General features: G+C 51.8%; 10 protein-coding genes. 7 read left to right on the forward strand and 3 right to left on the reverse strand.

The window, feature by feature from the left end; translation table 11 throughout:
* Positions 1–9: 9 nt before the first annotated feature.
* Positions 10–768, forward strand: coding sequence for a uroporphyrinogen-III C-methyltransferase (gene cobA / locus ACYVAM_RS04865; protein ID WP_461064507.1), 759 nt, complete (start codon positions 10–12; stop codon positions 766–768).
* A 116-nt stretch (positions 769–884) separates the two neighbouring features.
* Here the strand turns inward: cobA and ACYVAM_RS04870 are convergent, their stop codons facing one another.
* On the reverse strand, positions 885–1106 hold the full coding sequence (locus tag ACYVAM_RS04870; RefSeq protein WP_461064509.1) for a hypothetical protein: 222 nt from the start codon (positions 1104–1106) through the stop codon (positions 885–887).
* Here ACYVAM_RS04870 and ACYVAM_RS04875 point away from each other — a divergent pair.
* The 6 genes from ACYVAM_RS04875 (at position 1105) to ACYVAM_RS04900 (ending at position 12676) form a co-directional block, all read left to right on the forward strand.
* On the forward strand, positions 1105–2649 hold the full coding sequence (locus tag ACYVAM_RS04875) for an alginate export family protein (protein ID WP_461064511.1): 1545 nt from the start codon (positions 1105–1107) through the stop codon (positions 2647–2649). The genes ACYVAM_RS04870 and ACYVAM_RS04875 overlap by 2 nt on opposite strands.
* Positions 2650–2697: 48 nt before the next feature.
* Positions 2698–3999: an MFS transporter gene (locus tag ACYVAM_RS04880; protein WP_461064513.1), complete on the forward strand. Its 1302-nt coding sequence runs from the start codon at positions 2698–2700 to the stop codon at positions 3997–3999.
* 73 nt (positions 4000–4072) lie between these two features.
* A complete protein-coding gene (locus ACYVAM_RS04885; protein ID WP_461064515.1) occupies positions 4073–7675 on the forward strand; it encodes a molybdopterin-dependent oxidoreductase in 3603 nt (1200 codons plus the stop codon).
* 112 nt (positions 7676–7787) lie between these two features.
* The gene (locus ACYVAM_RS04890; protein WP_461064517.1) at positions 7788–9251 is read left to right on the forward strand and encodes a rubredoxin; all 1464 of its coding nucleotides are present in this window, start codon (positions 7788–7790) and stop codon (positions 9249–9251) included.
* A 37-nt stretch (positions 9252–9288) separates the two neighbouring features.
* On the forward strand, positions 9289–9684 hold the full coding sequence (locus tag ACYVAM_RS04895; protein ID WP_461064519.1) for a hypothetical protein: 396 nt from the start codon (positions 9289–9291) through the stop codon (positions 9682–9684).
* Positions 9685–9814: 130 nt separating this feature from the next.
* Entirely contained in the window at positions 9815–12676 is a 2862-nt protein-coding gene (locus ACYVAM_RS04900; protein WP_461064521.1) for a M16 family metallopeptidase, read from the forward strand.
* Positions 12677–12734: 58 nt separating this feature from the next.
* Here the strand turns inward: ACYVAM_RS04900 and ACYVAM_RS04905 are convergent, their stop codons facing one another.
* Both ACYVAM_RS04905 and ACYVAM_RS04910 read right to left on the reverse strand, forming a co-directional pair.
* Positions 12735–13199, reverse strand: a complete 465-nt coding sequence (locus tag ACYVAM_RS04905; RefSeq protein ID WP_461064523.1) for a DUF6691 family protein — start codon at positions 13197–13199, stop codon at positions 12735–12737.
* A 110-nt stretch (positions 13200–13309) separates the two neighbouring features.
* On the reverse strand, positions 13310–13885 hold the full coding sequence (locus ACYVAM_RS04910; RefSeq protein ID WP_461064525.1) for a YeeE/YedE family protein: 576 nt from the start codon (positions 13883–13885) through the stop codon (positions 13310–13312).
* Positions 13886–13889 lie beyond the last annotated feature (4 nt).

Here is a 13889-nt window from a genome sequence, read left to right on the forward strand (position 1 = left end):
TAAAGTCAAATGATGCCAAAGCTAACACTCGTGGGGGCGGGTCCGGGCGACGGCGAATTGATCACTTTGAAAGGGATCAGGGCGCTTCGGCAGGCAGATGTTGTTCTATATGACGATCTGGCCAACCACACATTACTGGAGTTTGCGCCCGAACAGGCGCTCAAAATCTATGTGGGAAAACGGGCTGGCCAGGCGTCGTTTACGCAGGAAGAAATCAACGAACTGATTGTTCGGTGTGCGCAGGAGCATGGCCATGTGGTTCGACTCAAAGGGGGCGATCCATACGTGTTTGGTCGTGGCTTCGAGGAGCTCGAGTATGTACGGCAGTACGCTATTGACTGCGAGGTTGTGCCGGGCGTATCGAGTAGCATAGCCGCACCCGCGTCGCAGGGTATTCCCGTAACGAGCCGGGGAGTGAGTGAGAGCTTCTGGGTCATTACCGGCACCACGCGGAATGGCGAACTGTCGGAAGACTTGTATCTGGCTGCTCAATCAAAGGCAACTATCGTTGTATTGATGGGTATGCGGAAAGTAAAAGAAATATGCGCTATTTTCTGCGAAGCCGGCCGCGGCCATTTGCCCATGGCCATTGTGCAGAATGGAACGCGTGCCGATGAGCAGTGCGTGATTGGTCAGGTCTGGAACATACCCCAGTTGGCGGCAGAGCAAGGCGTGGGGGCGCCTGCTGTGCTGGTCATCGGTGAAGTCGTTTCGTTGCATCCGTCTTATCTGGCGGAATCGATGCGAAACTTCGCTATGGCCTACTAACTGGTTTGTTGTTAATGAGTTTGTCGTTGTCGACAGAGAACCACAAACAACCAACCACAAACAAAAAAAGCCGATCCGGTGTGGGGGCACCTTTGGATCGGCCAAAACAGGGTTGTCTATGCGAAAAACACAAACGCTTCAAAGAAAATGAAAAAAAGCAGGTAAAGCAAATCGGCACCTTCCCGCCACTGGCCGCGCATTAGCCCGTCAGTCCGCTCCGTACCGCCTTCAGAACCATCGTTCGTTCTGTTACACACATCCTTACCCAACTGTGGGTAAGTCCACTCGCTATTGTCTTTGCCATTCATTTTCTTCTTAATCGGATTGCCTATTCTCATGAAGTATACAATCAACCGATTGACCATTGCCTGTGTGCTGTTGCTGGCGACCCGGTCAACAGGGGTCGCTCAATTCTCACTTGTTGGGCAGCTCCGTACGCGAACCGAACTCCGAAACGGGCTGGGTAATCTGGCACCGAAAGATGCGCCCGCAGCTTTCTTTACATCCCAGCGCACCCGCCTGACATTCGGTTACAAATGGGATCGGATTCAGTTTCAAACGTCGATTCAGGACGTTCGGGTGTGGGGGCAGGATGCCGCCACGATCAACAACGCCGATGGCAATCGCCTGATGGTTCACGAAGCCTGGGCCAACGTGAGTCTCATAAACAGGGCCGACACGACCATGAAATTCAGGCCTATCGAAAGCCTGTCGCTTAAAATTGGCCGTCAGGAGCTGGTTTACGATGATGTTCGGCTGTTGGGTAACCTCGACTGGCTCCAGCAGGGACGTCGGTTTGATGCCGCTCTGCTAAAAGCGCAGCACCTGGGCTGGGCCCTCGACCTTGGCGTCGGCTTTAATCAAAACACGGATGCGTTCGGTACGGTAGGCGATAACTACACACCCGGAAACGTGCCCGTATCCGGCCTGTCGACTAAGAATGTGACGCTGGCCATTCCGGCTGGGTTCATTCCGACGGCCGGAAAAGGGGGAGCCCCGGTGCTGGCAACGCCCCTGAGCACAAATGGCCAGAACCAACAATTCAAGTCGTTTCAGATGGCTTACCTGACACGTAAGTTTGGATCGTCCGGCCAGACAAAGTTCTCGGCTTTGCTCTTTAAAGATGATTTTCAGAAGTACCGGTCCGATTCATTGGGTAGTGCTACGGCTGGTTACGTATATGGTAGACGTTACGATGTGGCGGGCACTAATTCTCGGGTAACCTATGGGGCCATGCTGATTGGACAACTAGGTACTGCCGCATCCAAACTGGGCAAAGTGCAGTGGCAGGCGTTCGCTTATGGGCAGAACGGTAAAGACCGGGATGGGCTGCGCATAAAAAAAGCGTATCACTACGGCGGCAATGTCATGTTTCAGAAAGGGCTGTTAAGCTTCGGTCCTGGCTACGAAGTTCTTTCGGGAAACAACGCCACAACGATTCAGTCGGGCGAAACCAGCCGCTTCGATCCGCTTTATGGGACACCCCACCGCCACTGGGGTAACATGGACTACTTCTACGTGGGAACAGGGTCACCCGCGGGGGGCTTGCAGGATGCATTTCTGAAGTTCAAATACACAGCAACCCGCCTAACGACCACCTTCGATATTCACTATTTCGCCCTGGCCGCACCAACGTATAACAAAATGCCGGATGCACCCGTCGGTGCGCTTTTGTCGAACAAACTGGGTATGGAATATGACTTCGTGGCCAACTATGCCCTCAGCCGGTTTACGAGCCTGGAATTCGGCTATTCGATCATGCAAGGCACCAATAGCCTCGAGTACGCCAAGCAGGGCACGATGGACGAGAAAAATAAACTGGGTACCTGGTCCTACCTGATGATCAACATCCGCCCTGATTTTCTGGCTACCAAACGGTAGTCCTACCTAACCAACCTGTCAATCTCTAACCGTATAAACCGTATTGTCATGAATCCATCAGCCAATAAACCACTGGAGTCTTTAAACATCTTCCGTTTTAGCGGTGTGCAGATGCGGACTTTCCACATCACCTGGCTCACTTTCTTTGTCTGTTTCTTCGGCTGGTTCGGACTGGCTCCGCTGATGCCCGCCATCCGGGCCGATCTGGGCCTGACCAAACCGCAGGTGGGTAATACCATCATTGCTGCTGTATCGGCTACGATCCTGGCCCGGCTGGTCGTCGGTCGGCTGTGCGATACCTGGGGACCGCGAAAAACCTATACCGCGTTGCTCCTGTTGGGTTCATTGCCGGTGATGTTCGTCGGACTGGCGCATGATTACACCACGTTCCTGTTGTTTCGCCTGGCCATTGGCGTCATTGGCGCGTCGTTCGTGATTACGCAGTTTCATACGTCGATGATGTTTGCGCCCAAAATCAAAGGGACGGCCAATGCTGTGGCCGGTGGCTGGGGAAACCTGGGCGGTGGCATCACCCAACTGGCCATGCCCGTCATTATGGCCGCCATTGTTGGGTTCGGTTACACCAAACCCGAAGCATGGCGCCTGGCCATGATCGTGCCGGGTGTGCTGATGCTCATTATGGCGTTCATTTATTACCGCTTCACTCAAGATACGCCCGCTGGTAATGTTGATAAATTTGAGCGCTCCGTGGCAACGGGCGAAAAGGTGAGCTTCTGGGCGGCCTGCGCTGATATTCGTGTGTGGGCGCTGGCGTTGGCCTATGCCTGCTGCTTCGGGATGGAAATCACATTTGATGGTGTGGCTGCCCTTTATTTCTTCGATAATTTTAAACTGGCTGAAACCGAAGCCGGTTTCTGGGCCATGCTCTTTGGCGGCATGAACATTTTTGCCCGCGCGCTCGGTGGCATTGTGGCCGATAAAGTTGGGAATAAATACGGTATGCGGGGTAAGGGTATTTTGCTGGCAGGTATGCTGGTGCTGGAAGGCGTCGGTATTATGTTGTTCGCGCAGGCCGGCAGTCTGCCAATGGCGATTCTATCCATGATCACTTTCGCCCTGTTCCTGAAAATGTCGAATGGCAGTACCTACGCCATTGTCCCGTTCGTGAACCCCAAAGCCGTTGGTGTCATATCTGGCGTGGTTGGTGCCGGGGGCAACCTAGGTGGCATGCTCATGGCCTTCCTGTTCAAGTCACAATCAATCAGTTACGGCCAGGCTTTCCTGTATATTGGCTGCGCCGTAGCGGCTGCGGGGCTCCTTTTGTTCCTGGTCAATTTCAGTAAATCAGTCGTTGTCGAACCAGTTGAAGCCGAATTGCAGACAGCTTAAAAAATGATGAATGCTAAATGATGAGTTCAAATCGACCACAATTCATCATTTAGCATTCATCATTACCAATCTTATGACTCATCAAACGACCTGTTGCTATTGTGGTGTTGGCTGTGGAATTGTAGTCAAACAGGAACCGAACGGACGATTGACCGTTGAGGGCGATAAGCAGCACCCATCCAATCGGGGCATGCTGTGCTCGAAAGGCATGAATCTGCATTATACCGTTATGGACCAGTCGGACCGGCTGCTTTATCCGCAGATGCGGCTCAATCGCAATATGCCCATGCAACGGGTAAGCTGGGATGCGGCTCTGGAACGGACGGCTGCTGTATTTAAAACGTTTATTCAGAAATACGGTCCGGATTCGGTTGCGTTTTATGTGTCGGGGCAATGCCTCACGGAAGAATATTACCTGGTCAACAAACTCATCAAAGGGTTTATCGGCTCCAATAACATCGATACCAATTCCCGGCTCTGCATGAGTTCGGCGGTGGTGGGCTATAAGCTGTCACTGGGCGAAGATTCGGTGCCGGTTTGTTACGACGACATCGAAGAGGCCGACGTATTTCTGGTGCAGGGGGCCAACCCCGCCTGGTGCCATCCCATCCTGTGGCGTCGGATTGAGGCTCACAAAGCCGCGAATCCGCATGTTAAAATCATTTGTGTCGACCCGCGCCGAACCGATACGGCTCGTTCGTCGGATCTGCACTTGCCCATTCGTCCCGGAACCGACATTGTGTTGAACAACGCCATTGGCCGATTAATGATCGAGAACGGCGACATCGACGCTGGGTTTATTGCCAATCATGCCGATGGGTTTACCGCCTACAGCGAGCAGGTGATGCAGCGCAGTATTGACGAAGCCGCTGAAATCTGCGGTATTTCTGCCCAGTCTATCCGGCAGGCGGCTGACTGGATTGGCCGCTCAAAAGGGTTTCTGTCACTCTGGACAATGGGGCTGAATCAGTCAGTCATTGGGGTGAACAAAAACCTGTCGCTCATCAACCTGCACCTGATTACCGGTCGGATTGGTAAGCCCGGTAATGGACCATTCTCGCTCACGGGTCAACCCAATGCGATGGGTGGCCGCGAAACGGGTGGGCTGGCCAACGTCTTGCCCGCCCACCGCGATGTGACCAACGCCAGTCATCGGGCCGAGGTCGAATCCTTCTGGAACAGCCCGGTAAAGATTGCGGCAAAGCCCGGCCTGACCGCTACGGAAATGTTTGACGCGCTGGCTGACGATAAATTAAAGGCCATCTGGATCATCAATACCAATCCGTTGGTTAGTATGCCGGATGTCAATGCTGCCGAAACCGCCCTGAAAAACGCCCGGTTTGTGGTGGTTCAGGACGTATCGAACCGGGCCGATACGGTGCAGTTTGCTGATGTCGTACTACCCGCAGCGGCCTGGCTCGAAAAAGAGGGAACGATGACCAATGCCGAACGCCGGATTGCATACTTGCCCAAAGTGCTCGACGCGCCCGGTGAAGCCTTACCTGATTCGGAGATCATCTGGCGATTTGCCCAGAAAATGGGCTATGGCGACGCATTTGCCTATACGAATACCTCGGCTGTTTACGACGAATACGCCCAGCTTACGGCTGGTACGAATGTCGATATAACCGGGGTAAGTTATGACTTGCTCAAGGAGAAACGTACCATCCAATGGCCTTACCCTAAAAGTAAAAAGGGGCAGGAAAACCACATACCAAAAATCCCGTTGGGGAACCGCGAAAACCAAACGGGCACAAAACGACTCTTCACCGATTACAAATTCTATACACCGAATGGCCGGGCGCAGATTCACGCTGTGCCTGACGAAAATACCTCTGAACCAACGGATCATGACTTTCCGCTCGTCTTAACCACTGGTCGTATCCGCGACCAGTGGCACACCATGACCAAGACCGGGCGTGTGGCCAAATTAAATCAGCATATCCCGCAGCCCTTTCTGCAAATCCACCCGGCCGATGCAAAAGCACGCGGTATTGACGAGGGGCAATTGGTTGAGGTCCTGGGACGCCGGGGGGAGGTTCGGGTGAAAGCGCAACTCACGGAGGATGTTCGTCCGGGATTGTGTTTTCTACCCATGCATTGGGGAAAAGTGATGGCAGGGCCGTCGGGGGGCAGTAACCTGAACCGGGCAAACAACCTGACGAACTCGTTGGTTGACCCACGCTCCAAAGAACCTGATTTTAAGTTTTCGGCAGTCGAGGTTGTGCCATACAGCAAGCCGGTCGAAAAAATTATCATCATCGGCGCTGGTTCGGCCGGGTTAGGCTTCATCAATGCGTATCGCGCCCTGAAATCAGGTCGTGTCGAGAGCCCATTGACACCAGTTGATGATGAACTTCATGTTTTTTCGAAGGAAATCTACCCCTTCTACAACCGTGTCTTGCTGCCCGATTACATCAGTGGGGCGCAGTCGTGGGAGCAGCTTGTCAAACTGCGGGAAGATCAGTTCGAAGAGGCCCGCATCATCGTTCATAAAGGCGTTGGCATTGCCCATATAGACCGGAACGCGAAGGTTGTGGTCGATACCAACGGCATGGAGCATACCTACGACAAGATTATTCTGGGCACCGGTAGCCGGGCGTTTATGCCCAAAGGTATTCCTCGTTTGCCGGGAATCTTCAACATGCGGTCGCGGCTCGATGCCGATTCGCTGATGCCGTTTCTCAACCAACCGCCCGATGGCTCGGAGGCTCATACGGTCATTGTGGGTGGTGGCCTACTGGGCCTTGAACTGGCAGCATCCCTGCGGCAAATCAACGTTCGGGTGACGGTTATCCAGCGGGTGGGTCGGTTTATGGAACGCCAGCTCGACCCCTTGGCTAGCGAATTACTCTACCTAGAACTTCTCGACCGCGGCATCGACGTTTACTTTAACGAAGAAGTGCAGACGTTCATGGGTACGGATAAAGTAGAAGGCATTCAGCTGAAATCGGGCAAAAAGCTCAACTGTCAGGTGGTGGTCATGGCTATTGGCACCGTGCCCAATATCGAACTCGCCCGCGAAGCCGGGCTGACCTGCAACCGGGGCGTGGTCGTAAATGATTACCTGCAAACTTCCGACCCCGACATTTTTGCCGCTGGCGAAGTGGCGCAGTGGAACGGGCAGATGTGGGGCATTACTCTGGCCGCCGAACAACAGGCTGAAACAGCCGCGCGCTTCATTGCGGGCGATGTGTCGCAGCCCTATAAAGGCAGCCTGTCCATCAGCATCCTGAAAATGGAAGGGCTGCATCTGTGCAGTATGGGCCTGACGGACGTGCCCGCCAATGCCGGACGCGATTACGAAGAGATTGTCTTCATCGACAAATCGAAGCGCTACTACAAAAAGTGCATTGTCCAGGGCGACAGGCTTGTTGGGGCCATACTCGTTGGCGATAAAAACGAGTTTGCCGAATTTCGCGAATTGATCGCCAACGGCACCGAACTATCCGAAAAACGGCTTCAGCTTCTGCGGGCCAGCAAAAAGGTCGATCCACTGGAGGGCAAGCTGGTCTGCTCCTGCAACACCGTTGGCCAGGGTAACCTGGAACGGGCTATCCAGGCCGGTTGCACGGATTTTCATCAGTTATGCCAAAAAACCGGTGCCGGAACCGGCTGCGGCTCGTGTCGCCCAGAGGTGCGGAGTATTTTAGAGAAAATGAAAGAATTGGTGTAGAGACGCATACTTGCGTCTTATCTGGCCGGATGGATGTCTCACTTATCTGGCCGGATGGTTTACATGGCTGACGCACACTGAGACGCAAATATGCGTCTCTACATAAAAAAATATGCGCGATTATTATACATTAAAAATCAACTTACCTGCCGGGATTGTTTCGCCTGGTACGCTGCAAACGGTACTGTTGCTGGCGTATGAAGCGAAGGTTCGGCGGGTACGCTTTGGTGCCCGTCAGCAATTGCTGATGACGGTGCATTACGAAGATATGCGGTTTCTGGAAAAAGACCTGAAGCAGCATCAGATACCGTACGAGTTAAATACAGAACAGTATCCCAATATTATCAGCTCTTACTGCGGGGAAAACGTGTTTCGAACGGGAGCCTGGCTGCGGGAAAGCGAATACCATACGGTGCTGGATCAATTTGATTATCAGCCCCAGCTTAAGGTAAATCTATCTGACTCGAACCAGAGCTTTACGCCTTTTTTTACGGGAAATCTGAATTTTATCGCTTCGCCCGAACCCCATTTCTGGTACCTCTATGTACGCCCGAAACAGCATAATAACCTTTTTCGATGGCCGGAGCTAGTGTATACCAATGACATTGGCCGGTTGGCTAAAGCTGTTGAAGAAGCAATGCTGACACAGGATTATTCGGGCGAAGAGACCCTGTATAAGCTCGTTACGGCTGGGCAGAGTTTTATCACACAAGTTGCCAGTGAGGAAGTTGAACTGCCTGACTTTTCGCTACCGTATTATGAAGGATTTAACCGATACGGGGAGCGCTCGTGGTTGGGGCTTTATCGCCGGGATGAGCAGTTTTCGATTGCCTTTCTACTGGATGTCTGCACTTTATGCCTCAAAACCCGCATTGGAGACTTATGCGTTACGCCCTGGAAATCGCTGATTATCAAAGGAATTGAAGAAAAAGACCGCGCGGCCTGGTCATACGTACTCGGTAAGCACAACATCAACGTGCGCCATGCGGCCAATGAGTTGGCCTGGCAAACGGAAGATCATACCGATGCCGGTACAGAACTGAAAAATTATGTGATCCGCTATTTCGAAAAAAACGATACCCGAACGTTCGGCCTCTGTTTTGGGGTTCAGACGCGCGCTAAATCGGAAGTGTTCGGGTCGGTTTTAATTCGACAACGCTCCTTGATCCGGCTAGGGCAATTGGCCCTGTTTAGTGTGTATGATTTGTATTATACGGAGAATTTTAACCCCAACAGCCGGACCTATCATCTGGCCGAAAAAGGACTTCTGAAAATGCACGTGCCCAATCAGTTAAATCGGTTGTGCCGCAAGTTCAACGCGCACCGGGCGCAGGAGCGGATAGAGACGGTTCGGGTTGAGAAAGAACGACTAGAGCCTGGGTTAGGCGCCGAGGCTTTAGTTCATCAGTGTATGCACTGCTTCACGGTCTACGATGCGCAGTATGGAGACGCCCGACAGGGCATATCAGCCGGTACTACTTTCCAAGATTTACCTGTTGATTATATGTGTTCAACCTGTGATGCCCCTAAATCGGAGATGCACGAAGTAGAGGTAGCGTCAGTTTATCAAAACTGACACCACGAGTAAAAACAAAAATCAGTATTATTAGGGTATGAGCAGTCATACCAACGAACTCAAACAGCAAATCGAACACATCCTGCGCTGGGAGCAGCCGTCCCATTGGCGCCTGCGTGATTTTGAGTCGTTGAGTCAACTGGTTTTCCTTCATACCAACCGGCAGGTAGATGCGCGGGAGTTGCAGGCGTTCTGGGTATCGTCGGCCATACCCTCACAATCGTTTCTGGATACTCTTGCCTGTTACGCTGATTATTCGGACTGGAACGAGTTCTGTACACGAAATTTTTATGGTGAAGTCGGTCTCGACGATGAGTCAGTGACGCTTCATGCGCCGATGTGGGAAATTCCCATCAAATGGGTCATTTTGCTGTGCTGGTTATCGTTGATTGCATCAATTTTGGTTGCTGTACTTCTGGTGTGGAAGCACTAAGAAGCTGTTGGAATTAATCGTTTTTCGGCTCAAATCGCTAACTCAAACAGCTTCTAAACGATTCCCCTTGTCACAGCGTTATTGTTCCATAATTCCTAGTCAACAACTACAACCCAATTCAAGCGACCGAATGGTACGTTTTCCTTTATGTCTGGGCCTGTTGCTCAGCGCAACCCTGGTGCTGGCTCAATCCACACCCAAAGCGAAGTCAGCAGCAACAAAATCCACTCCCCGGTCCTCACAGGCCGCATTTCCCAGCCTCAATAGCCCAATCCCACTCGACCCCGATGTCAAAGTTGGAAAATTGCCCAATGGATTGACCTATTACATCCGTAAAAATGCGGAGCCAAAAAACCGGGCCGAACTGCGATTGGTCATTCGGGCGGGGTCGGTGCTGGAAAATGATAACCAGCAGGGACTGGCCCACTTCATGGAACATATGGAGTTCAATGGCACAAAGAATTTTCCTAAAAATGAATTGGTCAACTTCCTGCAATCGGCGGGTGTCCGGTTCGGCGCTGACCTGAACGCATACACGGGCTTCGATGAAACCGTTTATCAGTTACCCGTTCCGACAGATTCCGCCAATGTCTTCAACAAAGCCTTCCAGATCCTCGAAGACTGGGCGCACAACGCGACCATAGACCCAATCGAAGTCGATAAAGAACGGGGTGTCATTCTGGAAGAACGGCGGCTTGGGCGCGGGGCTGGTCAGCGGATGCGGGATAGCTATTTCCCGATTCTCCTGAACAACTCGCAGTATGCCAAACGTCTTCCGATCGGTACCGAACAGGTGTTGACCACATTTAAACCGGAAGTGCTGCGGCAATTTTACAAAGACTGGTACCGCCCCGATCTGATGGCTGTTATTGCCGTCGGGGATTTTGATATGAAGCAGGTCGAAGGGATCATCCGCGAAAAATTCGGCCGAATTCCAGTGGTAAAGAACCCCAAGCCGCGTACCGAATATGACATTCCGGCTCACAAGGACACGAAAGTGGTCATCGTTACGGATCCCGAACAGCCCAATACGGTAGTGCAGGTCATTTACAAACGGCCCGAAATCAAGGAAAAAACGCTGAACGACTTACGGGAGAGCATCAAACGAGGCTTGTTTAATACCATGCTTGGCAACCGGATTCAGGAGCTGACGCAGCGCGCTGACCCCCCGTTTTTGGGTGGCTACAGCAATTACAGCGATTTCCTGGGTAACCTCGATGCCTTTACGTCCATTGCCGTAGCCAAAGAAGGTAACGTCGAAAAAGCCATCCGGGCCGTGATCGATGAGAATGCCCGCGTAAAACAGTTTGGCTTTACGCCAACCGAGCTGGCTCGTGCCAAGCAGGAGTTTATGACCAATGTAGAACAGGCTTACAGCGAGCGCGACAAAACCCGGTCGGTCAATTACGTGAATGAGTACGTGCAGAACTTCACGGATAAGGCCCCATACACGAGCATCGAGTTTTATTACAACTTTCTGAAAAAGGAGCAGGATGGCATTAAGCTCGCCGAGGTCAATGCGCTTGTCGATCAGTTTATCCATAACGATAACCGGGCTGTCATTGTCATGGCTCCTGAGAAAGAGAAAGCCAAGCTGCCAACGGTGGAACAGATCATTAGCTACGTGGATGACGCGGGGAAAGGGCTGACGGCTTATGAGGATAAAACACTCAATAGCCCGTTGTTGGCTACGCAGCCAACTGCTTCGCCCGTGGTGAACGAAAAGCAGATCAAGGACATTGTCGTGACCGAGTGGACGTTGAAAAACGGTGTTCATGTGGTACTAAAGCCAACTAATTTCAAGAATGACCAGATTCTGTTTTCGGCGAGTAGTCTTGGTGGCACGTCGCTGTATGACTTAAATGACTTTCAGTCGGCGCGGTTCTCGTCTACGCTAACCGCTATGGGTGGTACGGGTGAATACAATCAGATTCAACTGGGTAAATTCCTGTCGGGCAAGCAGGTAAGTGTGTTCCCGTACGTGGGTGAGCTGAGCGAAGGCATCAACGGCAGCGCTGCCCCGAAAGACCTCGAAACAGCCCTGCAACTGCTGTATAGCTACTTTACACAACCGCGAAAAGACCCTGATGTGGTGAAAGGTTTCCTGTCGAATCAGCGAAGTGCTCTGCAAAACCGGATCAATACACCAACGCCACAGGGTGTATTTCAGGATACAGTGACCGTTACGCTGGGTAACAACAACCCCCGGCGGCAACCGCTCAAACCCGAAGATTTAGATAAAATTGACCTTGATCAGGCAATCAAAATCTATCAGGAGCGGTTTGCCAATGCCGCTGATTTTACGTTCTATTTCGTCGGTAATTTCAACCAAGACCAGCTAAAACCGCTGGTTGAGAAATACCTTGGTGGCCTGCCTGCAACGGGTAAACCGGAGAAATTCACGGATCTTGGCATCCGTGCCCCAAAAGGTCAGGTCAGCAAAACAGTTTATAAGGGCGTTGATCCCAAAGCCGCCGTGCAACTGGTTTATACGGGCGATATAACGTGGTCGCCGGAAACGGCTACGCAACTGGATGCACTGGCCGAAGTATTGGAAATCAAGCTGATTGAAAAACTTCGGGAAGAGGAAAGTGGCGTGTATGGCGTTGGAGCAAATGCGGCCTATGCCAAATACCCGGTGCCGCGCTACACCTTCCGAATCAATTTTGGTTGTGCACCCGAGAACGTCGAAAAACTCATTGCCAAAACGCAGGAGTTGATCAACGACCTCAAACAGAAGGGAGCTTTACCCGCCGATATTGCCAAGTTTAAAGCCGAAACCCGTCGCGAAACGGAAGTGCAGTTGAAAGACAACCAATTCTGGCTGGGCTACCTTCAGAATCAGTACTACAACGGCGATGCGCCAGACGAAGTTTTACACGAGAATGAGCAGTTGAACAAGGTGACTATAGAAAGCACGAAAGCTGCGGCCAATCAGTACTTTGGCCCGAATCTGATCAAGCTGGTGCTGATGCCGGAGAAGAAGCAGTAATGAAAAGCGGACAGTTACGAGGGCGTTTAAGCGCTTTGGTAACTGTCCGCTTTCGGTATCAGTGCGGCAACCTGTTTCGAATGGCTCCATATACCCCGGTGCCGCCAAGCGCACTTAGTAACGTAACCAGGACCACAGGATAACCCGCGCCGATTTGGGCAAAAAGTGGCCCCGGACACGCGCCGGTAATGGCCCAGCCAAAGCCAAACAAGAGACCGCCATATACCTGGCCCTGGCTGAACTGTTTTGGCTGGATAAAAATTGGGTCGCCCTGCAACGTTTTGATGGAGAATCGCTTGATGAGCTGGATGGATAGCATGCCAACTGCCACCGCCGTGCCAATGACGCCATACATATGGAAGGAGTTCAGCCGGAACATTTCCTGAATACGAAACCAGGAAATTACTTCTGCCTTGACAAACACGATCCCGAAGAAAATGCCCACCAGACCAAACCGCCAATTAGCCGTTTTGGGTCGTGTACTTTTTATCTCTGCTCTATCTTTCTGCTCTGTAGAAATCATAGACTTTTAGGTTGGTAATCATAACATGAATAATAGATTAAGGACCTGTCTAATCCTGCTAGAGATGGCCTGTCAATAGTTGTATAGCTTACCGTCTGATATGCTTGGACTTAAAACCCAACCAAATGCATCAGGTGAGGCAGAAAAAGGTGCGTCATGGCCAAGCCACCAATCATAAAACTGATGGTTGCTATGAGTGATGGCCATTGGAGATTCGACAGGCCCATGATGGCATGTCCGGAGGTGCAACCGCCCGCATAACGTGTGCCAAAACCGACTAGAAAACCACCAAGTATAAAAAACAGAAACCCTTTAGCGGTAAACAGGTTTTGCCAATTGAAAATATCCGCAGGCATTAATCCGCTTGTGAAGTCGTGGATACCCAACGTCTGTAAATCCCGTAGCGTGTCAGGAGAAATGGACATGGCGGCAGGGTTTTTTAATAATGTGCCGCCAATAAACCCACCGATCAGAATTCCACCGACGAACCAGAGATTCCAGGCTTCTTTACGCCAGTCGTAGTTAAAAAAACTAATGTTGGCCGGGAGGCAGGCCGCGCAAATATGCCGTAACGACGAGGATATACCGAACGCTTTATTCCCCAGAATAAGCAGAGTCGGTACCGTCAGGCCGATCAATGTTCCGGCTACGTACCAGGGCCAGGGTTGTGTGATGAAGTTGAGCATACCG

The sequence above is a fragment of the Spirosoma horti genome, from assembly GCF_054776595.1.

Bases quoted from the DNA above. Each gene is read 5' to 3' on its own strand.
- cobA (WP_461064507.1), top strand. From the start codon at position 10: ATGATGCCAAAGCTAACACTCGTGGGGGCGGGTCCGGGCGACGGCGAA.
- ACYVAM_RS04875 (WP_461064511.1), top strand. From the start codon at position 1,105: ATGAAGTATACAATCAACCGATTGACCATTGCCTGTGTGCTGTTGCTG.
- ACYVAM_RS04870 (WP_461064509.1), bottom strand. From the start codon at position 1,106: ATGAGAATAGGCAATCCGATTAAGAAGAAAATGAATGGCAAAGACAAT.
- ACYVAM_RS04880 (WP_461064513.1), top strand. From the start codon at position 2,698: ATGAATCCATCAGCCAATAAACCACTGGAGTCTTTAAACATCTTCCGT.
- ACYVAM_RS04885 (WP_461064515.1), top strand. From the start codon at position 4,073: ATGACTCATCAAACGACCTGTTGCTATTGTGGTGTTGGCTGTGGAATT.
- ACYVAM_RS04890 (WP_461064517.1), top strand. From the start codon at position 7,788: ATGCGCGATTATTATACATTAAAAATCAACTTACCTGCCGGGATTGTT.
- ACYVAM_RS04895 (WP_461064519.1), top strand. From the start codon at position 9,289: ATGAGCAGTCATACCAACGAACTCAAACAGCAAATCGAACACATCCTG.
- ACYVAM_RS04900 (WP_461064521.1), top strand. From the start codon at position 9,815: ATGGTACGTTTTCCTTTATGTCTGGGCCTGTTGCTCAGCGCAACCCTG.
- ACYVAM_RS04905 (WP_461064523.1), bottom strand. From the start codon at position 13,199: ATGATTTCTACAGAGCAGAAAGATAGAGCAGAGATAAAAAGTACACGA.
- ACYVAM_RS04910 (WP_461064525.1), bottom strand. From the start codon at position 13,885: ATGCTCAACTTCATCACACAACCCTGGCCCTGGTACGTAGCCGGAACA.